The following is a 21,388-nucleotide window of genomic DNA, read 5'->3' as shown; positions in this document are numbered from 1 at the left end:
ATTCGTGTCGAGCCGGATCTTCGCATGAAACCATGCAAGTAATTTTGCAGGAGGGACGAAAATGACAAACAAGCTGCAGGCAGACAACGTCGCCGCAACCCTGACCACAGACTGTCCCACCGCGGCTGCGGCCGCACCCGTTTCTGCGAAGGGGCGTTTCGCGGGCGGCCTGCCGGAAAAGCAGGGTCTTTACGATCCGCGCAATGAGCACGATGCCTGCGGCGTCGGCTTTGTTGCCCATATGAAGGGTCAGAAATCCCACCAGATCGTCAAGGACGGCCTGTTCATTCTTGAAAACCTGACGCATCGCGGTGCTGTCGGCGCTGATCCGCTGATGGGCGATGGTGCGGGCATTCTCGTGCAGATCCCCGACCGCTTTTTCCGCGAGGAAATGGCGAGCCAGGGTGTGACGCTGCCGAAAGCTGGCGAATATGCCGTTGGCCACATCTTCATGCCGCGCGATCCGTCCCGTATCGATCACTACAAGAAGGTCATTGTCGACGTGATCGGCGAGGAGGGACAGCAGTTCCTCGGCTTCCGCGACGTGCCAGTCGATAATTCTTCCCTTTCCAAGGCACCCGATATCGCTGGCACCGAACCGCACCATGTTCAGGTTTTCATCGGCGCCGGCCGCGATGCCGCGACCAATCATGACTTCGAGCGCAAGCTGTTCCTGATCCGCAAGGTTCTCTCCAACCGCATCTACGACGAGGGCGGCGGTAAGGAAACGCAGGATTTCTATCCCGTCTCGCTGTCCTCCTCCACCATCGTCTACAAGGGCATGTTCCTCGCCTATCAGGTTGGGGCCTATTACAAGGATCTGGCGGACCCGCGTTTCGAATCCGCGGTTGCGCTAGTGCACCAGCGTTTCTCCACCAACACCTTCCCGTCCTGGAAGCTCGCGCATCCCTATCGCATGGTCGCCCATAACGGCGAGATCAACACGCTGCGCGGCAACGTCAACTGGATGGCGGCGCGTCAGGCGTCTGTTTCGTCGGCGCTGTTCGGTGACGATATCTCCAAGCTCTGGCCGATTTCCTATGAAGGCCAGTCGGACACCGCCTGCTTCGACAACGCGCTCGAATTCCTCGTGCGCGGCGGTTACTCCATGGCCCACGCCGTGATGATGCTGATCCCGGAAGCCTGGTCGGGCAACCTGTCCATGTCGGCTGAACGCAAGGCTTTCTACGAATATCATGCCGCGCTTATGGAGCCGTGGGACGGCCCGGCCGCCGTTGCCTTCACCGATGGCAAGCAGATCGGCGCAACCCTCGACCGTAACGGTCTGCGTCCGGCGCGCTATCTCGTCACCGACGACGACCGCGTCATCATGGCATCCGAAGCCGGCACGCTGCCGGTTCCGGAAGAACGCATCATCAAGAAGTGGCGTTTGCAGCCCGGCAAGATGCTGCTGATCGACATGGAAAAGGGCTCGATCATTTCCGACGAGGATGTGAAGCACGAGCTTGCTGCCAAGCACCCCTATCGCACCTGGCTAGACCGTACCCAGCTCATTCTTGAGGATCTGAAGCCGGTGGAGCCGCGGGCGCTGCGGCGTGACGTGTCGTTGCTCGATCGCCAGCAGGCCTTCGGTTACACCAGCGAAGATACCAAGCTCCTGATGTCGCCGATGGCAACAACGGGCCAGGAAGCCATCGGCTCGATGGGTACCGATACGCCGATTTCGGCGATGTCGGACAAGTCCAAGCTGCTTTACACCTATTTCAAGCAGAACTTCGCGCAGGTCACCAACCCGCCGATCGATCCGATCCGCGAAGAACTGGTGATGAGCCTCGTTTCGTTCATTGGCCCACGCCCGAACCTTCTCGATCACGAGGGTGCGGCCCGTGCCAAGCGTCTGGAAGTGCGCCAGCCGATCCTCACCAATGGCGATCTGGAAAAGATCCGCTCCATCGGCCACACCGAAGACCGTTTCGATACCAAGACGCTCGACTTTACCTATGATGTGGAGCGCGGCGCCGAAGGCATGCCTGATATGCTCGACCGCCTGTGCGAGCGGGCTGAATCCGCTGTTCGCGGTGGTTACAACATCATCGTTCTGTCCGACCGCCAGCTTGGCCCGGACCGGATTGCGATCCCCGCGCTGCTGGCGACGGCTGCCGTGCATCACCACCTGATCCGCAAGGGTCTGCGCACTTCGGTCGGCCTCGTCGTTGAAACCGGCGAACCGCGCGAAATCCATCATTTCTGTCTGCTCGCTGGCTATGGCGCGGAGGCGATCAACCCCTACCTCGCCTTCGACACGCTGCTCGACATGCACAAGCACGGCGCCTTCCCGAAGGAAGTGTCGGACGACGAAGTCGTCTATCGCTACATTAAGGCAGTGGGTAAGGGCATCCTCAAGGTCATGTCCAAGATGGGCATTTCCACCTACCAGTCCTATTGCGGCGCGCAGATTTTCGACGCCATCGGCCTGTCGTCGGAATTCGTCGAGAAGTATTTCTTCGGCACCGCCACCTCCATCGAGGGCGTGGGTCTGACCGAGATCGCCGAAGAAACCGTAACGCGCCACACGGCGGCTTTCGGCAAGGATCCGATCCTTGCCAACACGCTCGATATCGGCGGCGAATATGCCTATCGCATGCGCGGCGAAAGCCACGCCTGGACGCCGGATGCCGTCGCCTCGCTGCAACACGCCGTGCGCGGCAACAGCCAGGAGCGCTACCGTGAATTTGCCGCCATGGTGAATGAGACGGCGCTGCGCATGAACACCATTCGCGGCCTGTTCAAGGTCAAATCGGCGGAAGCGCTCGGCCGCAAGCCGGTTTCCATCGACGACGTCGAACCGGCGGTCGATATCGTCAAGCGGTTCTCGACGGGCGCCATGTCCTTCGGCTCGATCAGCCGCGAGGCGCATACCACGCTTGCGATTGCGATGAACCGCATCGGCGGCAAGTCCAACACCGGCGAAGGCGGCGAAGAATCCGACCGTTACATGCCGCTTCTGAACGGCAAGCCGAACCCCGAGCGTTCCGCCATCAAGCAGATCGCATCCGGCCGCTTTGGTGTGACGACGGAATATCTCGTCAATGCCGACATGTTGCAGATCAAGGTCGCGCAGGGTGCCAAGCCCGGCGAAGGCGGCCAGCTGCCCGGCCACAAGGTGGATGCCACGGTTGCAAAGACCCGTCACTCCACGCCGGGAGTCGGCCTCATTTCGCCGCCGCCACACCACGATATCTACTCCATCGAAGATCTGGCGCAGCTGATCTACGACCTGAAGAACGTCAACCCGGAAGCAGATGTTTCTGTGAAGCTGGTGTCGGAAGTGGGCGTTGGCACAGTTGCGGCGGGTGTCGCCAAGGCGCGCGCCGACCATATCACCATCGCCGGTTTCGATGGCGGCACCGGTGCTTCGCCGCTGACGTCGCTGAAGCATGCCGGTTCGCCCTGGGAAATCGGCCTTGCTGAAACCCAGCAGACGCTGGTGCTGAACGGCCTTCGTTCGCGCATCGCGCTGCAGGTGGATGGTGGTCTGAAGACCGGCCGCGACGTCATCATCGGCGCGCTGCTTGGTGCGGATGAATTCGGCTTTGCCACCGCGCCGCTGATTGCTGCGGGCTGCATCATGATGCGCAAGTGCCATCTGAACACCTGCCCCGTCGGCGTCGCAACGCAGGACCCGGTTCTGCGCAAGCGCTTCAAGGGCACGCCGGAACACGTCATCAACTACTTCTTCTTCGTGGCTGAAGAAGTGCGCGAAATCCTCGCCTCGCTTGGCGTTACCAAGCTGGACGAGATCATCGGCGCTTCCGAACTCCTCGAAAAGGATGAGATGCTGGCGCACTGGAAGGCCAAGGGTCTGGATTTCAGCCGCATCTTCCACAAGGTAGAGGCTCCCAAGGAGGCAACCTTCTGGACCGAGCGTCAGAAGCACCCGATCGACGATATTCTCGATCGCAAGCTGATCGAGAAGTCGCTACCGTCGCTGGAAAACCGCGAGCCTGTCGTTTTCGAAGTGCCGATCAAGAACGTCGACCGTTCCGCCGGTGCCATGCTGTCAGGCGCGCTTGCCAAGCGCTGGGGCCATAAGGGTCTGAAGGACGATACGATCCACGTGACGCTGCGCGGCACGGCCGGTCAGTCCTTCGGCGCGTTTCTCGCTCGCGGCATCACCTTCGATCTGGTGGGTGACGGCAATGACTATGTCGGCAAGGGTCTTTCGGGTGGCCGCATTATCGTGCGCCCGCCGGAAAACACCCGTATCGTCGCGGAAAACTCGATCATTGTCGGCAACACCGTTCTTTACGGCGCCATCACCGGCGAGTGCTATTTCCGCGGTGTTGCGGGTGAGCGCTTTGCAGTGCGCAACTCCGGCGCGGTCGCGGTTGTCGAAGGTGTCGGCGACCACGGTTGCGAATATATGACGGGCGGTATTGTCGTGGTGCTCGGCGAGACGGGCCGCAACTTCGCGGCCGGCATGTCCGGTGGCGTGGCTTACGTTCTCGACGAGAAGGGCGATTTCGCCACCCGCTGCAACATGGCCATGGTCGAGCTGGAGCCGGTTCCGGAAGAGGACGACATGCTCGAGAAGCTGCACCATCACGGTGGCGACCTCATGCACAAGGGACGCGTTGACGTCTCCGAGGACATGACGCGGCACGACGAGGAGCGGCTCTACCAGCTGATTTCCAATCACTTCCACTACACCAACTCTGCACGCGCCAAGGATATACTCGACCGCTGGAGCGAGTTCCGTCCGAAATTCCGCAAGGTCATGCCGGTCGAATACCGTCGTGCGCTTGAGGAAATGGAGCGCATGCGCATGGGCGTCGCGGCGGAATAATCCGCCGCGTGAGGATACTACACCAACTGGTCTCGCTGATGATCGCGGTCGCCGTTCCAATGGTGATCTATTGGACAAGCGGCGAGACCGGATTTGAATTCATCGTATTGGGGGCGGCTTTCGGTTTCGCTTACTGGTACTGGGGCCCGACAGGCGCTCCGCTTTGATGTGAGGACATAAACGTGGGCAAGGTTACAGGTTTTCTTGAGATCGACCGGCAGGTGGGCAAGTATCAGCCCGCATCGGACCGTATCCGCCATTTCCGCGAATTCACCATTCCGATGTCGGATGCCGAGGTGCAGAAGCAGGCGGCGCGCTGCATGGATTGCGGCATTCCCTACTGTCACGGCCCGACGGGCTGTCCCGTGCACAACCAGATCCCCGACTGGAACGATCTGGTTTATAACAACAATTGGGAAGAGGCGATCCGCAACCTCCATTCCACCAACAACTTCCCGGAATTCACCGGCCGCGTCTGTCCGGCACCCTGCGAGGAAGCCTGCACGCTGAACCTCGAGGATGCGCCGGTCGCCATCAAGACCGTCGAGCAGGCGATTGCCGACAAGGCCTACGAGCTGGGCTTTATCGTGCCGAAGCCGGCGACGATCCACACCGGCAAGAAGGTCGCCATCATCGGTTCCGGTCCTTCCGGCATGGCGGCAGCGCAGCAGCTTGGCCGCGCCGGTCATGAGGTCCACGTTTACGAGCGTGAATCGAAGCCCGGCGGTTTGCTGCGTTACGGTATTCCGGATTTCAAGATGGAGAAGAACTTCATCGACCGCCGTGTCGAGCAGATCAAGGGTGAAGGTGTTACCTTCCATTGCGGCGTCAACGTCGGCGTGGATGTAACGGTCGAAGCGCTTCTGGCTGATCACGATGCGGTTCTTTATTGCGGCGGTTCGGAAACCCCGCGCCCGGCCGGCATCGGTGGCGCCGATTTCAATGGCGTTTATGACGCCATGCCCTATCTCGTGCAGCAGAACCGCCGCGTTGGCCGCGAAAACATCGACAGCATCGGCTGGCCGGCCGATCCGATCCTCGCCGGCGGCAAGCATGTCGTCGTCGTCGGCGGTGGCGATACGGCGTCTGACTGCGTCGGCACGGCCTTCCGTCAGGGTGCGGTTAAAGTCACTCAGCTCGATATCCGCCCGATGCCGCCGGAAAAGGAAGACAAGCTCGCCGTATGGCCCTTCTGGGCAACGAAAATGCGCACCTCTTCTTCGCAGGCAGAAGGCGCCGTTCGCGAGTTCCAGGTGGCCACGCTTGAATTCGTCGGTGAAGACGGCGTTTTGACGGGTGTGAAGTGCTGTCAGGTGGACGACCGGCGCAAGCCCATTGCCGGTACGGAATTCATCATCAAGGCTGATCTTGCCTTCATCGCCATCGGTTTTTCCGGTCCTTTCACCGATAGCGTGCTGAAGGAAATGGATGGCAAGCTGTCGCTCAACACCGATCGTCGCGGTTCCACCAACGTGATCGCCAACGAAACGGACTACAAGACCTCGGTCGACAAGCTGTGGGCGGCAGGCGACGTTCGCCGTGGCCAGTCGCTGGTGGTCTGGGCAATCCGCGAAGGCCGTCAGGCGGCACGCGCTATCGACGAAGAGCTGATGGGCGCAACCGTCCTTCCGCGCTGAGCGAGTTGACGCGGCGCAAGCCGTCGTAACGAAAACGGAAAGGCCTGTTGTGTTTCACAACAGGCCTTTCGTTTGACTGGAGAACTGAAACGCGATGGAGGTGTCGCATTCAGGGGGACGGCAACATATCGCGCCTGAGAATTGCAATGACATTACGTGGTGTCCGAAGACAGGATTCGTTTCAGCAATAAGGAAGGCTGATGCGGAAGGAGGCGCCGCCGGATGGGGAATCACTGATGGTGATCTCGCCTCCATGGTAGCGGACGATTTCCTGCACGAGGTTGAGACCGAGCCCGGTACCGCGATCCTTCGGTATCAACCGGTGAAATGCGTCAAACACGGCTTCCCGGTCCTCTTCGGGAATTCCGTTGCCTTGGTCGGATATGTCGATCACGCGGTTGGCCCCCACTTTTATGGTGATCGTTCCGCGATTACCGCCATGTTCGATGGCGTTTTGCACGACGTTCATCAGGGCGCGTTGCAGCGAGGCGTCATCGGCAAGGGCGAGGATCGGCTCTTCGTCCGGCTCGAACGAAAGTTCGTAGCCTTGAGAGATTGCAAGCGGCGCCATATCAGCGACGACAGACCGGCAGAGGCCAACAAGATCTAGTGGAATAAGCGGCGCCTTTTGCCCGCCAAGTCGTTGCAGATCGAGCAACTGTTCGGCAAGCACGGCGATGCGGCTGGCATCGGCTAATATCCGGCTCCGGTCCGGTCCGTCCAGCAACGTTTCGACACGGGTCTGGAGAATGGCGACAGGGGTCCGCAATTCATGGGCGGCGTCGAGAATGAAGCGCTTGTGCCGCTCGTAACCATCGTCCAGCCGTTTCAGCGCGCCGTTGACGGCATGCACGAGCGGCTGCACCTCCCATGGAATATCGCCATCCGGCAATCGATATCCGCGCTTGTCGATGTCGATGCTTTCCGCCGTTCGCGCAATAGCGGAAAGTGCGAAAAATTCCCGACGGATGATCCATGGAATGGTCACGATTGTCACAATGGACATGATAAGGAGGATCGGCATGATCAGTATGTTGGAGAACAGTAGGACGGGGAATGCCATACTGAAGGCTCCGCCCTTGCCGACCATAACGAATTCGCCCGCCGGTCCCGATGCACGACGCACGACGGCGATTCTCAAGACAGCAAGATAGGAGTAGGACAATGCCGCATCGCGTACGTCCGACACTTTGACGTCGCTAAGCTGTTGATCCATGTTGCTAAAGGCCTCAGGCACCGGCCCACCCTGCACGATCTCACCTTTCTCGCTGACTGCAACGAACCAGAAACCGGGCATGCTGTCGCGCAGCTCGACAAATTCATTTGTTTCGTCAAGCATCAGCCGGCCATCCTTGTCACGCATGATGGCATTGGCTGTAATCTGGGCCGCTGCCGGGCTGAGAAGGGCGCTGCCAGAGGCGCCGCTGGACAGGTAAGCGACGAAGGCGGCAGTGACGATGAAAAGGCTGCCGATCTGGAAAAGCAGCAATTGAATGGTCAGGCGTCGCTTGAGCGATTTCCTTCCGGCCGATTTCATGAGGCCGCCCTCAGCAGATAACCGACGCCGCGAATACCGTGAACCTCCAGACCCGCATCCGCTGCCTGCAATTTGCGGCGCAGACGGGAGATATGGGAATCAAGCGCATTCGACTGGATTTCATCGTCGAAATTATAAACCGCCTCTTCCAGTACCGATCGCAGCACCGTTCTGCCCTGCCGACGCAACAGGGCTTCAAGGATCAGCAATTCGCGTCTGGTCAGGGGAATAAACTCTCCCTTGATGCGGACTTCGCGGGTTTCGAAGCAAAATTCCAGCTTGCCCAGTTTCGCCGTCATCGTCACGCTGCCGGCCGGCCGGCGCATCAGGGCGCGGATGCGAGCAAGGAGTTCCTCGACAGCGAAGGGCTTGGCCAGATAATCGTCCGCACCAAGGTTCAGGCCGTTTACCCGATCCGCAAGCGTGCCTTGCGCTGTCAGCACGATGACGGGCGGTGTGACGGGCAGCAGACGCAGATCTTCTACAAGCTGGATGCCATCGCCATCGGGCAATTGCCGGTCGAGTACGACAAGATCGTGAACACCGTCCATGATCGCATGCCGGGCAAGATCGAGCGTGCCGACATTGTCCACGATGATATCGAACCGGTGCAGGGCGGCGGAAAGGGCTGCTGCCATTTCGCGTTCGTCTTCAACAAGCAGCAGGCGCATGAATTGTTCTCGGCAGTGTCTGGCGTACGCCTTCCCGGAGAGGAAGGGGCGCGGGGGCATCGGATAAATATCACCGTGCAGTAAGACGCGGGCAGGGGAGGGCAATTGGCCGACCCCGCATTTGCTGCAAAGCTGAATTTATCCTGCCATTGCCGGGTTGCCTCAACATTACGCCGGTTCGAGCCGTAGCGACGGCGGAGAAGTGGCTACTGTCGGGCCTGAGCAGTATCCGGGACAATCCGGTAGTCATCGATACGACCCGCCGGTGCATCGGCCATCTCGCCCCGCTTGGTCAGCCGTTCGCGTGGCGATTCCACCACCGAGACACGTGTCGATACGGCCGTCGAAGGGACATCGCCAAGCAGCTTGTCACCGCCATCGAGGTTCGGATCGGTCAGGCTGATCGGCTGGGTGCGCACCTGTCCCGCGTCGATGCCAAGCGCGGGCAGGGAGGTGAGTGCAGGCAAATTGCTGCCGTCCAGTTTCACGAGGTCCGGTCCGGCGCTGTCGAGGTGCCTGCGCACGAATTTCTCGACGTAAAAAGCAAGCTTGCGTTTGCCGGCCTGCGTCATGCCGACGCCATCTGCCTCACGCAGACGGGCCTGCTGGCCGTTCATGTCGTAGCCGGTGATGACAAATTTACCGGCCTCGTCGACAAAGCCGTCCCAGACATCGACGAATTCGCCGCCGTATTTTTCGATATGGCTGCGATAAAGCCGGTTGAAGCCGACGAGATCGGCCGAGAGTGAGGTTGACTGGAAGGCCGGCAGGCCAACCCACAGCAGCGGTACCTTCGGCCGGCCGGCAAGGGTCAGAAGTTCATCGATCCGCCGCTCATATTCCTTGAACCAGACATCGGTGCCAAATTTTTCCCTGGTATCGCCGATCTGCATCTGCTGGCGATCGTTCGATCCCATCATGATGACGATGGTGGCGGGATTTGTTTCGGTTATGAACTGCGGCAGATTGGCGAACCAGTCGTAATAATCCGTGCGTACGAGGCCCGAAGAACCATTCGCGCGCACATCGACCGAGATTCCCGGAGAGCTGGCGAAGGCATTGACCAATTCTTCCCCCATCCCACCGGCCAGAAAATCACCGACGACCAGAACACGCCTGGCATTTTCAAGCTTGGCGGTAGGCTCCGGTTTTATGGTTCGCATCTGAACCACCGAAGGCGCTTTTCTTGCGGGTTGCGGGCGGGTGACTGATTTTTCACGCGGGGCAGCCGGGAAATCCCGGCGACTGCGGGGCTGGTATTCGCGGCCGGGCGTGTCCTCCCGGCCCACGGGCCGGCCAAACAGCATTTCGAACAGGGTGCGTCGCTGTTCCTGGGCGAAGGTTTGCGAAGGGACAAGCGGCGTGCACAAGACAGCACAAAGAATGATGGCGCAGATGCGCCAGCCCGTCCTTGTGCTTTTCGCCGCAGGTTTCCTACTCATGACATCGATCCTTCCGGATGCTTCGGCGGCGTTGAAGACCGCCGCCGAATTCACCGGCATATTATCAATTCCGCAGTGCTCTCAGCAATCGCTGCGACGGCTGACCGTCGGTTTCCAGACCCATGCGCGACTGGATGGCGCTGATCGCCGCCTTCGAGCCGGAGCCGAAATTGCCATCGACTTCGCCATCGTAATAGCCAAGTTCTTTCATGCGGGTCTGGAGTTCGAATTTTTCACGAATATCCAGCGTGCCGTCCGGGCGCGGCCATTTCTGCTGCATGCCGCCATAACCGGCGATCTCGTCAGCAAGCAGGCCAACGGCCAGCGCGTAGCTGTCGGATGCGTTGTATTTCTTGATGGTGAAGAAGTTTTTCATCATCAGGAAACCTGGACCATTTGCCCCACCCTGCAGTTTCAGCATGGCGCGATCGGAGCCGCGGGTGAAATTCTTGCCGTTCGGGCGGGCAAAGCCAAGCTTGGTCCATTCCGCAATGGACTTCGTCTGCCCCTCATAACGGGCGCCGCCACGCGGCACGGCTGTTTCGTAACCCCAGGTCCGGCCGGGTTCCCAGCCGTTCTTGGCGAGTAGATTAGCGGCCGTCGCCAGCGCGTCCGGAACCGAGTGCCAGATGTCGCGCTTACCGTTGCCGTCCGCATCGACAGCATAGAGCAGGTAGCTGGTCGGAATGAACTGGGTATGGCCCATCGCACCCGCCCAGGAACCCGTCAGCTGCTTGGGCGTGACATCGCCTGCCTGCAGGATTTTGAGTGCGGCGATCAATTGCGTGCGCGCGAACTTCGCGCGTTTGGGGTCGGAATAGGCGAGCGTGGCCAGTGCCTGCGGAATATTGTGCAGGCGCTCCGGTTTTTCGAGAACCGCGCCGTAATTCGATTCCATCGACCAGATGGCGAGAATAATATGTTTGTCGACGTTGAAGTTACGCTCGATCCAGTTGAGCGTCGTCGCGTGCTTCATCTTCATCTCGCGGCCGATGCGCACCGTATAGGGGTTGACGCGGGAATCGAGATAATCCCAGATCTGGGTGGTGAATTCCGGCTGGAAGGTCGCCTTGCGCAGCGCATCCGGATCCGGCTCGCTGACACCAGCAAAGGCTTTCTGGTAGGTCGCCTTGCTAATGCCTTCTTTCGCGGCTGTTGCGTAGAACTGGTTGATCCACTGCTTGAACCCAGCATCGGCCCGGGCCGAGACGGGGGCCAGCGAGATCGCCAGACCTGCAACCATCATGCAGCCGAATTTGCGGACATTTGAAAGGATCATCTTTGTCATCGTCAGTCTTTCGTTCTCTCGAATATCATTTCGATTGCGAAAACGCATCGGGCGTCGTCATGCATAACAAAAGAATGTCAACAAATTCTTTACCATTAATAGATGGTAGCGTCACCCTTTACAAAACGTTGTTATTTTTGAAATAACAACACTGTGCGGGGATTGTGATCAAGTTTTATCTCTCAGGAGGGATATGTGGTAGAACATAAGAAAATTCGGAAGGCCGTATTTCCGGTCGCAGGTCTGGGTACGCGTTTCCTGCCCGCAACCAAGGCGGTTCCGAAAGAAATGCTCACTGTCGTTGACAAGCCGGTCATTCAATACGTCGTCGACGAGGCGGCGGAAGCGGGCATCGAGCATTTTGTATTTGTCACCGGCCGCGGCAAGGCGGTGATTGAAGATTATTTTGATATTCAATTTGAACTCGAACAAATGCTGCGCGAGCGCAACAAGAATGCCGAGCTTACATTGCTGGCCGGCCTTCTGCCCAAGGCGGGCACGGCAAGCTTCACGCGTCAGCAGGTGCCGCTCGGTCTTGGCCATGCGGTCTGGTGTGCGCGTGATATCGTCGGCGACGAGCCTTTCGCCGTGCTGCTGCCTGATATGATCATGCACTCACAGAAAAGCTGCCTCAAGGGCATGGTCGAACTTTATGACCAGACGGCCGGCAACGTCATCGCGGTGCAGGAATGCGCTCCCGATCAGACGCATAAATACGGCATCGTCGGCGTGGGTAACGCCGTGGGCGAGGGTTTCAAGATCACTGAAATGGTCGAGAAGCCTGCCAAGGGTACGGCACCTTCGAATTTCTACATCAACGGTCGCTACATCCTTCAGCCTGAGATTTTCGACATTCTGGAAAATCAGGAACGGGGCGCCGGCAACGAAATCCAGCTGACGGACGGCATGTTGACGCTTGCCAAGTCCCAGGAATTCGCTGGCTATCATTTCCGCGGGCAGACGTTCGATTGCGGCGCCAAGGATGGTTTCATTCTTGCCAACGTCGCTTTCGCGCTCGAACGCTCTGACATCCGCCCCGCAATCGAGGAGCCGATCAAGGCTCTTATCGACGGACTGAAGTAATTTACCAACTGGACAACGGGATCCCGGCCTTCGCGCCGGGATTTCTGTTTGGGGCGACGTTATCGTTTCAGGACAAGACCCGCGCCGACGCGCAGTTCGTTGCTGTCATAAATCGGCGTCCACTGATAACTAACGTCCGCCGTCAGATCGAGATAGCGGTTCAGCCCCCAGGTCAAGCCAGCGCCTGCGGTGTATTCCACAGCATCCTCGATATCGGAGGAGGGAAATGTCCGGTGCACGATCTGCCCGGTCAGCCGCGCGACTAGATTGCTGCGCAACTCATGGGTCAGCCCGGCATCCAGCCGATAGGAAATCCAGCCGCCCTGCGGTCCGCCGGCGAAATCCTCTATCGTCGTGCGCAGGCCAAGATTGACGTTGGTGCCGCGCTGCGGCGACCAGTTCAGTTCGCCGTCCAGTGTCAGCGCGCCGATGGAAGCGATGCGGTCGTCGTCATATTGCTTGCGTAGATAGCCGATGGCGGCCTCGCCGCGGGTCTTCTCGCCAAGATCGACCTCGGCTCCAATTTTGGCGCCGTAGGAATTCGAGGACCGTGCGTAACCGGTATTGTCCAGGCGCCTGTCATATTTGGTCGTTCCCGCGTTCAATTCGAGGAACGGGATCAGGGCCGGTGACAATTCGTAGCCGATGCGGCCGCGCAGGTTCGCGCCGTTCTGGTCGCGATCGCTAAGACTGATCGGCTGGCCGTTTATGCCCTTTGCATCCGTGTAGACCGTACGCGACAGATCGAGCGCCGCCAGCCCGCGCAGCTTGCCGAAATCCCGTTGGATCGATGCGCCGGTCGTGAAACGGTGTTCTCCGCCCTGCACGGCAGCGCCGGTCAAAGCGTTGGGGTCCGTGGTGCCTTCACGACTGAATTCGTAACCCGCCTTGAGATTAGCCGTCGTTTCTTCGCCGAGATCGAGGCGCAGATCGGCTTCTATCCGCGCCCTCGGCTCTTCACCATTCTTGCTGCCGAAATTTTTCTCCCAGGCGCCATCGCCTGTTACAGTCAGCGCATGGCGGGACCAGTCGCTGGTTAGCGTGCCGCGAATACCCGTCGTCAGGTAGTTACGTCTGGAAGGGCCGCCGGTGTTCGTCTGCTTTTCCGTATTGATCGTCTGGCTGATCGAGGGCCGCAACAGGAATGTACCGAGCCGGATGCCGGGGGTTTGTCCGGGTTCGGTGGCTCTTTGCGGGTTTTCACCGCCGTCTACCGTTGGCTCATATGGGTTTTCCGCGTCGGCATAAGGCTGGCCCGCTTCTTCCTGCTGTTCGGAGATCGGGTCGCCCGGATTAGTCGAGGGGCGCCATAGTTGCTGTGGCGGTGCTGCTCGCACCGTGCTTGCCTCGTTTTCAGTTGTCGTTGTGGGGTTCTCTGTCGGCGTTGCATCGCCGGATGGAACTGCGACCGGCAGCCGCGTGGCCGCTGTTTGCGCGAAAACAGTTCCCGGGGTGTAGAGAAGCGTACAGGCAAGCAGCAGCAGGGTTGCTGCTTTCCGCGACGTCGGCAGACGTGTGGCGGTGCCCTTCACAATCATTCCTCTTCACCCGGCGCATTTGGCCCATGTCGGATCGAAAGTTCGTCTCAGCATTTCCTGAAGCCGAATGAGCGGCAGACAGATGAAGTGGACGACCAAGAGACCAGACACGCGACGCAAGTTTTAATATCGCTTTAACAATAGGATTTTTATGGTTAACAGTTGATAAAGACCTCCCCGATTTCACCACATCTGTGGCTGCGGCAAAGCTGGGGGGCTTCCTCGTTCGATCTGGCCGCTTCGGCACCGCGACTGAAGAAAATTTGCCGAGATGCCCAATATTTCGAATATGATCAGATTTAAACGTTTCATTTTGATACGGAATCGCCCTATGATTGGGTGGAACTCATCCGTTTTATTTTAGCAATCCAATTGATTTTTATTTTGTGTCACAGCGTCGTTTCATGAATCCCGTTTTGAACGTCAAGCAGGTCGGTTTTTATTGCTGGGATATTACCAATGACCGATTCTATCTAGACGAAGTCTGCGCTGAACTCTTGGGCATTCCTTTGCGGCAGGCGATGCAGGGCATCAGCATTTTTCAGATGCTCGAAAAAGTGGATATCGGCCATCGCAATCATGTGATCGAAACTGCGCTCACGACGCTCAAGGCCGCCAGCTTTTACCATCAGGAATATGCCGTGCGCCGTGATGACGGCTCTATCTCGTGGATAAGGACAGTCGGGCGATACCTGGTCGATGAAGAGAACATCCCTTTCAAGCGGATGGGAACGATGGAGGAGATTTCTCCGCCGAACCTGCGCCACTAAAGAGCGGCGATTTTCGGCTGTAGAGTGGACTTATTCCGGTTGAAATAGTAACAGTCGGCCATGATTACGAGAGCCGTCAAACTGGTTGAAGACAATGCGATTGAATCCGCCGTGCGGACGATTTCGATGGAGAGGGCTGGCCTTGCCGCTCTTGAAGAGGCCCTCAGGAACGGGCTTTCCCAACCTTTCTGCAAGGCGATCGAGACGATCGGCCAGTCTAATGGCCGCCTCATCATCACCGGTGTCGGTAAAAGCGGCCACATAGGCGCCAAGCTCGCGGCCACCTTCGCCTCCACGGGAACGCCTGCGTTTTTCGTGCATGCGGCAGAGGCCAACCACGGCGATCTGGGCATGATCGGCGGTGATGACGTAGTGCTGGCGATCTCCAAAGGCGGTGAAAGTTCAGAGCTGCGTAGCATCATCAACTATTCGCGCCGTTTCTCCATCCCGCTGATTGCACTTACATGTTCGGAGAGTGCATCGCTGGCGAAGGCAGCCGATATCGTGCTTCTGGTTCCCAATGAACAGGAAGCCTGCCCGCTCGGTCTTGCGCCTACCACCTCCACATTGATGCAGCTGGCACTTGGCGATGCCCTTGCCGTTGCGCTTCTGGAAGCACGCAATTTCACTGCCGGTGATTTCAAGGTGTTTCACCCCGGCGGCAAACTGGGCGCGGGCCTTACGCTGGTCAGCGATATCATGCATACCGGCGACCGGGTGCCGCTAGTCGGCAAGGGAACTTCCATGCCGGAAGCAGTCAGTGTTCTTTCCCGCAAGCATTTCGGCTGCGTCGGTATTCTGGACGAGGATGGCCGTCTGTGTGGCATCGTCACCGAGGGCGATATGGCGCGCAACCTGTCGCGCAACCTCGCGGAATTGACGGTGGACGACATTATGACCCGTACTCCGAAAACGGTCAAAAAATCGGTGCTGGCGACCAGCGCTCTCGCGACGCTGGAAAAATTCCATATCGGTGCGCTGATCGTCGTTGATGACGATAACCGACCAATAGGGCTGGTGCATTTCCACGATCTGTTGAGAATCGGTGTAGCCTGATCGCTATGGGCGGTCGAGCGGCTCTATTGTCAGGGTGCGGCCACGCGCAGCTGCGATCCTGACACGTGTTCCGGCTGGCATGTCCTCACCGTTAACGGACCACCAGGTATCGTCCAGCCTTATGCGGCCGCGTCCTTCGACAACCGGCTCCTGCAGGGTCGCTGTGCGTCCAACAAGGCTTGCTTCCCGTTGATTGAGGAAGGGTTCGTCGCTTGCCTCACGGTTTTTGCCGAAATATTTCCTGCCAAGCAGGGCGAAGGCGATGGAGAGGGCGGCAAAAAGCACCAGTTGCAATTGCCACGCCCAGAATGCAGCATCCCAGAGCAGCAGGGAGAGCGCGCCGATCACCAGCGCGGCAATGCCAATCCAGATCAGAAACACGCCCGGAGCGACCAACTCGGCAGCCAGCAGAATGAAGCCGGCAATCCACCAGCTCCATGGTCCCAGTTCCGTGGCAAGCCGTTGCAGCATCGTCACTTCTCCGATGAAGAGCCGAAGGGATTACCGGGAATTGTAACGTTGATGGCCTGGGCCGAAGGCCGCGACGGCGGCACCGAGCGGGAAGATGCGGGGACGGCGGGCGCGGTTGGTGCATCGCCCTTGTCGCCGAAAACGTCACGGGCGATTGCCCCTATGCCGCCGAGCGAGCCGATCAACGCAGAAGCCTCCATCGGCATCAACACGATTTTCGAGTTTTTGGCGGTGCCGATATTGGAGAGCGCTTCGGTATATTTCTGGGCAACGAAGTAATTGATCGCGTGGACATTGCCGGCAGCGATGGCTTCCGACACCATGCGGGTGGCGCTGGCTTCGGCCTCGGCCAGACGCTCGCGGGCCTCGGCATCGCGAAACGCCGCTTCGCGCTGGCCTTCCGCCTCGAGAATGGCAGATTGTTTTGCGCCCTCTGCGCGCAGAATCTGAGCATTGCGGGCGCCCTCGGCCTCCAGCACCTGCGCGCGTTTTTCACGCTCCGCCTTCATCTGTCTTGCCATGGAATCGACGAGATCTTTCGGCGGCGCGATATCCTTGATCTCGATGCGCGTAACCTTGATACCCCATGGTCCCACCGCCTCGTCAACCACGCGCAGCAGGCGATCGTTGATGGCATCACGGTTCGACAATAACTCATCGAGATCCATCGAGCCCATTACCGAGCGGATGTTGGTCATGGTGAGGTTTTCAATCGCCATTTCCAGATTGGTGATCTGGTAAGCGGCCTGTGCGGCATTGAGGACCTGATAGAAAGTGACGGCATCAGCCGAGACACTGGCATTATCGCGGGTGATAACTTCCTGTGTCGGTATATGCAGAACCTGCTCCATCACATTCATCTTCGAACCGATGCTTTCGAAGAACGGCACGATGAGGTTGAGGCCCGGCTCGAGTGTGCGGGTGTAGCGCCCGAACCGTTCAACCGTGTAGCGATGTCCCTGCGGTACGGTCTTGATGCCGGCAAAGAGCACCAGAATGACCAAAACAACCGCCGCTATGACGACGATATCGAAACCGCCCAATGCAATCATCACTTCCTCCTCCAGCACCACAACCTTTTGGGATCGTACACCCGCATCGTTATGGCAAGATTACACCCAACCTTGCAACTCTTGTCGTACAACCTTTTCGAGAACTGTCATACCCTCGACGCTGTCGTTGAGACACGGGATGTGGGTGAATTTCTCGCCGCCATTATGCAGGAAGATTTCTCCGGCCTCACCGGCAATTTCCTCCAGCGTTTCAAGACAATCCGATACGAAACCGGGGTTCATGACGGCGATGCGTTTGATGCCCTCGGATGCCAGCTTTTCCATGGTCTTGTCGGTATAGGGCTGCAGCCATTCTTCTGGCCCAAAACGCGACTGGAAGGTGATCATGAAGTTCTTCTCGGTCCGTCCCAGCGCGTCCTTCAGCAGACGGGCGGTCTTCTGGCAGTGGCAATAATAGGGATCGCCCTTCCTGAAGTAGGATTGCGGAATGCCGTGGAAGGAGGTGATCAGCATCTCGGGTTCCCAGTCCAGCGTTGCCAGATGGTTTTTGACGGAGGCGGCAAGCCCCTCGATATAGGCAGGATCGTCATGATAGGGCGGAACGGTGCGGATGGCGGGCTGCCAGCGCAGCTTCATCAGATGTTCGAAAGCCTTGTCGTTCACCGTCGCCGTGGTCGATGCGGCATATTGCGGATAGAGCGGGAATAGCAGGATTTTCTCGCATCCCTGCTCCTTCAGCGCGTCGATTTTCGAGGCGATGGAAGGCTGGCCGTAGCGCATGGCCCAGTCAACGACGACATTCGGCAAATCCTTCAGCGCCTGTGCCATCAGTTCGCCCTGGCTGCGAGTATAGGTGCGCAGATAGCTTTCGTTGCGATCGCGGTTCCAGATTGCCTCATAGGCCTTGCCGACCTTCTGCGGGCGCTTGTTGAGGACGATGCCGTACAGGATCGGATACCAGTAGAGGCGCGACCATTCGATCACGCGTTTGTCGCTCAGAAATTCCGCCAGATAACGTCGCATCGGCCAATAGTCCGTACCATCCGGCGTGCCAAGATTGACAAGCAGAACGCCAACCTTGCCAAATCTTACGCGGGGATGGTCTACGGGAAGTGCGGATAATTCTGTCGTCATGAATGACACCCTGAACTCGTACTGGTTGCATGAGAACGTTTCCGTTTGGGATAAAGGGCGGAAACGCTCCATTTTTTGTTTTTATACATGGCCGGACGCAAACCGTGACGCGGTTTTGCCGGAAATGCTCAAGCTATATGCTCGTGCCGTCAATTTGTTCACGTGTTCTAGACGAAATTTGTAAGGATTGAACCACCTGCAGAGGTGATTTCCGAGGTGCGGTAACGGACGCATTGTCTTTTGATAAAACGCAGCCTGTAATGATCTGTTTTTAAAGGGAAAATAAGAAGCCGGCCTCATGGTGCGAGGCCGGCTTCCCGTCTGCGGCAAATTGCCCTGTCTGTATGTGTTCACGGCTTATTGAGCCGGAACCTCCAGTTCCTCGCCGATTTCGATATGGTTCGGACGCTTCAGCGTGTTTGCCTTGGCAATCCTGGTCCAAAGGGCACCGTCGCCATACTTCTCCGCCGCGATCTTCCATAGCGAATCGCCCTTTGCGACGACATATTTGCTGGCGGCAGCCGCGGCCGCTGCCGGCGTGGTGGTGGCAGGTGCAGTCGCAGCAGGTGCTGCGGGAGCCGGGGCTGGTGTGGCGGCCGGAGCGGTTGCAGTTGCCGCCGGTGCTGTTGCGGCAGGCGCTGATGCAGCGGGCTTTGCCGGAGCCACATAACCGGCAGGCGTCACTTCGGTGATGCGGCCGTCCGTGAAGGGCTTATAGGGGCTGTTGGCCGTAATATAGGCAGCTACAGCCTCTTCGAGGTTGGGGCCGAAGTCATAGGCGTTGATCGCCTTGGTCGCGAATACCTTGAAGCCATCGCCGCCGGTGCGAACGTAATTATTCGCCGCAACAGTGTAGGTCTTTGCCGGGTCGAGAGGCACGAAAGCGTCGCCCTCCTTGACCTCGACCGCAGTAACGCGGCTGCCGGCCGGCTTGGAGCGGTCGAAGGAATATTTCATGCCTGAAACCTGCATGAAACGACCCGCGCCATCGTCGATCTGGCTGACGCCGTTTTCGAGGGCAGCGCGAATATCCTCGCCCTTCAGCTGGAAAGTCGCGACCGTGTTCTGGAACGGCAGAACCGTCAGGACTTCGCCCATCGAGACATCGCCGCTATCGATGGAGGAGCGCAGGCCACCGCTATTTGCGAAAGCGATGGTGACGCCCTGATCCTTGACGCGGGCAAGGGTCGCATCCGCTACCAGATTACCCATGGAGCATTCTTTGACGCGGCAAACCTTGCGGTCACCTTCGATCGGGCCTTCCGAAGTGCCGACGACCTTCGATTTCAGCGCCTCGATTGGTGCTTTCAGTTCATCGATACGCTTGAGCGTTGCTTCGTCGGGTTTGAAGGATGAATCGATCAGGATCGGATCGCCCTTGCTTTCCTTGACCACGCCGCTGTCATCGAAGACGACGCGCAGGTCACCCAGATATTTGCTGTATTGCCCTGCCTGAACGACCGGAACCTTGTAGCCGCCGGGATTGTCGACGAGTGTCGGATAAGGCCCTTCGGCCTTCTGGTCGGTGTTGGAGAGCAATGTATGCGAGTGGCCGCCGACAACGACGTCCACATCCGGGATTTTCGCGATGAATTCGAGGTCGCGTGGATATCCGACATGGGTCAGGGCAATGATCTTGTTGACACCCTCGCCTTTCAGCTTCTGCACCTGTTCGCTGATTTTCGCGACATCTTCCGCAATGGTGATATTGGGGCCGGGGGTCGCAAGTTCCGCCGTGTCGTTGGCGACAGCGCCGACAATGCCGATTTTCTGGCCGCCGACTTCAAGGACGATGGACGGCTTGACGCGATCGCCGATTTTCGAGGCGGCGCTGGCAACCACATTGGCGGTCACGACCGGAAACTGAACCTTGTCGAGGAAGCCCGCAAGTCCGTCTTCGCTATCATCGAATTCATGGTTGCCGACGGTCATGGCGTCGAACTTCATGGCGTTCAGCACTTCGGCTTCAACGGTACCCTTGTAGGTGGTGTAGAACAGAGAACCTTGAAAATTGTCGCCGGCATTGAGCAGGAGAACGTTCTTGCCTTGAGCCTTGAGCGCGTCCCTTGTCTGGTTGATTGCGGTCAAGAGGCGCGCGGCGCCGCCAAAGCATTCGTTTTTGCCTTCCTCTTCCGCTGAGCAGGTCGAGTCGAATTTATTGATCGATTCGATACGGGAGTGAAAATCGTTAATGTGAAGAATGTTGAGTTCGTAATCGGCCAGAGCCGCTCCGGCTGAAAGCGTTATCGCTGAAACGCTCAGCATACTCAGTCTCAAAATTTTCTTCATGGTCCCTCTCTCCTGTTCAAAGCGGAAGCCCTGGCCGGTCGATCATCATCAGGCCGTGCTCATTCTCTAGTCTGAAAGTATGTCAGTCTTTCAAAGCGCGATGTTTCCATTTAGCGGCAGCTGCCGCAAGCGGAAATTGTGACAGTGGCGCAATAAAGCAAAACGCACGCTTGAGGCGTGCGTTTTAAAAGCTCATACCATTGAAAAGTCTGTGTTATCAGCCCTGACGAGACAGCGAGAACTGGCTGTTGCTGTCTGTCGTGCAATTCAGTTGTGACGGGGAGACGAGCGCGCAGTTGACGCGCGATTGCGTGTTGCGCACCAGCGACGTCATGTTGATTTCATAGAGCGTCGGCGAAATCGTAACATAGGTGCCTGATGCCAGAAGCGTGTTGGTATCGGTCGAACGGGTGGAGAAAGCACCGTTCTGGAATGTCGATACGATGCCGTTGCGGTCGATCCAGCGGCCATCCACGGCCGGGCCGCGGGCAAGCGAGGGTGCCATCGACGTCTGCTGGGAGGGACCCGGCGCAACGCATGAAGACACCGCGATTGCGGCACAAAGCAAAGCAGCGCTTGTCTTGAAGTTCATGAGCCTGTTCTCCTGCGATTCGATGAAACCCTGATGTTTCGACCATGCCGTGAAGCGTTA

16 protein-coding genes are annotated in these 21,388 nt (G+C 58.4%); 6 read left to right on the top strand and 10 right to left on the bottom strand.

Annotation, left to right across the window (positions count from 1 at the left end):
- The first annotated feature begins 61 nt into the window (after positions 1-61).
- Genes gltB through T18_RS11615 form a run of 3 tightly spaced genes read left to right on the top strand, consistent with a single transcriptional unit; the run spans position 62 to position 6,444 of the window.
- Positions 62-4,807: a glutamate synthase large subunit gene (gene gltB, locus T18_RS11620; protein WP_038494278.1), complete on the top strand. Its 4,746-nt coding sequence runs from the start codon at positions 62-64 to the stop codon at positions 4,805-4,807.
- An 8-nt stretch (positions 4,808-4,815) separates the two neighbouring features.
- Positions 4,816-4,974 carry a hypothetical protein gene (locus T18_RS26975; protein ID WP_155846257.1) on the top strand — a complete coding sequence of 53 codons (159 nt, stop codon included), beginning with the start codon at positions 4,816-4,818 and terminating at the stop codon, positions 4,972-4,974.
- A 15-nt stretch (positions 4,975-4,989) separates the two neighbouring features.
- A complete protein-coding gene (locus T18_RS11615) occupies positions 4,990-6,444 on the top strand; it encodes a glutamate synthase subunit beta (RefSeq protein ID WP_003511464.1) in 1,455 nt (484 codons plus the stop codon).
- A gap of 181 nt (positions 6,445-6,625) precedes the next feature.
- On the opposite strand, the gene T18_RS11610 is transcribed toward T18_RS11615, so the two are convergent.
- From T18_RS11610 to T18_RS11595, 4 genes are all read right to left on the bottom strand, one after another.
- Complete coding sequence (locus T18_RS11610) at positions 6,626-7,981, bottom strand: sensor histidine kinase (protein WP_013761864.1); 1,356 nt, start codon at positions 7,979-7,981, stop codon at positions 6,626-6,628.
- On the bottom strand, positions 7,978-8,652 hold the full coding sequence (locus tag T18_RS11605) for a response regulator transcription factor (RefSeq protein ID WP_038494274.1): 675 nt from the start codon (positions 8,650-8,652) through the stop codon (positions 7,978-7,980). Before T18_RS11605 ends, T18_RS11610 begins: the two co-directional genes overlap by 4 nt.
- A 206-nt stretch (positions 8,653-8,858) precedes the next feature.
- Complete coding sequence (locus T18_RS11600) at positions 8,859-10,094, bottom strand: SGNH family hydrolase (protein ID WP_038495819.1); 1,236 nt, start codon at positions 10,092-10,094, stop codon at positions 8,859-8,861.
- A 64-nt stretch (positions 10,095-10,158) separates the two neighbouring features.
- Complete coding sequence (locus tag T18_RS11595; RefSeq protein WP_003511460.1) at positions 10,159-11,382, bottom strand: lytic murein transglycosylase; 1,224 nt, start codon at positions 11,380-11,382, stop codon at positions 10,159-10,161.
- Positions 11,383-11,577: 195 nt separating this feature from the next.
- On the opposite strand from T18_RS11595, the gene galU reads away from it, so the two are divergent.
- Positions 11,578-12,465, top strand: a complete 888-nt coding sequence (gene galU, locus T18_RS11590; RefSeq protein WP_025595371.1) for a UTP--glucose-1-phosphate uridylyltransferase GalU — start codon at positions 11,578-11,580, stop codon at positions 12,463-12,465.
- Positions 12,466-12,524: 59 nt separating this feature from the next.
- On the opposite strand, the gene uppP is transcribed toward galU, so the two are convergent.
- Positions 12,525-14,003 carry a polysaccharide biosynthesis protein UppP gene (gene uppP, locus T18_RS11585; RefSeq protein ID WP_038494268.1) on the bottom strand — a complete coding sequence of 493 codons (1,479 nt, stop codon included), beginning with the start codon at positions 14,001-14,003 and terminating at the stop codon, positions 12,525-12,527.
- Positions 14,004-14,407: 404 nt separating this feature from the next.
- On the opposite strand from uppP, the gene T18_RS11580 reads away from it, so the two are divergent.
- Both T18_RS11580 and T18_RS11575 read left to right on the top strand, forming a co-directional pair.
- The gene (locus T18_RS11580) at positions 14,408-14,773 is read left to right on the top strand and encodes a PAS domain-containing protein (protein ID WP_013761857.1); all 366 of its coding nucleotides are present in this window, start codon (positions 14,408-14,410) and stop codon (positions 14,771-14,773) included.
- A 60-nt stretch (positions 14,774-14,833) separates the two neighbouring features.
- Positions 14,834-15,829, top strand: a complete 996-nt coding sequence (locus T18_RS11575) for a KpsF/GutQ family sugar-phosphate isomerase (protein ID WP_003511455.1) — start codon at positions 14,834-14,836, stop codon at positions 15,827-15,829.
- A 3-nt stretch (positions 15,830-15,832) separates the two neighbouring features.
- Here the strand turns inward: T18_RS11575 and T18_RS11570 are convergent, their stop codons facing one another.
- The 5 genes from T18_RS11570 to omp10 form a co-directional block, all read right to left on the bottom strand.
- Positions 15,833-16,300 (bottom strand): NfeD family protein, encoded by a 468-nt coding sequence (locus T18_RS11570; RefSeq protein WP_003511454.1) that lies wholly within the window; start codon positions 16,298-16,300, stop codon positions 15,833-15,835.
- A gap of 2 nt (positions 16,301-16,302) precedes the next feature.
- Entirely contained in the window at positions 16,303-17,352 is a 1,050-nt protein-coding gene (locus T18_RS11565) for an SPFH domain-containing protein (RefSeq protein WP_003511451.1), read from the bottom strand.
- Between the two features lie 60 nt (positions 17,353-17,412).
- Positions 17,413-18,447: a ferrochelatase gene (hemH, locus tag T18_RS11560; RefSeq protein ID WP_003511450.1), complete on the bottom strand. Its 1,035-nt coding sequence runs from the start codon at positions 18,445-18,447 to the stop codon at positions 17,413-17,415.
- Positions 18,448-18,804: 357 nt separating this feature from the next.
- The gene (locus T18_RS11555) at positions 18,805-20,736 is read right to left on the bottom strand and encodes a 5'-nucleotidase C-terminal domain-containing protein (RefSeq protein WP_038494264.1); all 1,932 of its coding nucleotides are present in this window, start codon (positions 20,734-20,736) and stop codon (positions 18,805-18,807) included.
- A gap of 217 nt (positions 20,737-20,953) precedes the next feature.
- Complete coding sequence (gene omp10 / locus T18_RS11550; RefSeq protein ID WP_038494261.1) at positions 20,954-21,328, bottom strand: outer membrane lipoprotein Omp10; 375 nt, start codon at positions 21,326-21,328, stop codon at positions 20,954-20,956.
- Positions 21,329-21,388 lie beyond the last annotated feature (60 nt).

The sequence above is a fragment of the Rhizobium sp. TBD182 genome, assembly GCF_001950375.1.
In the GTDB taxonomy this organism is placed as follows: domain Bacteria; phylum Pseudomonadota; class Alphaproteobacteria; order Rhizobiales; family Rhizobiaceae; genus Agrobacterium; species Agrobacterium tumefaciens.
Note: the sequence above shows the minus strand (reverse complement) of the source record. Positions and strands in the feature narration are given on the sequence as shown.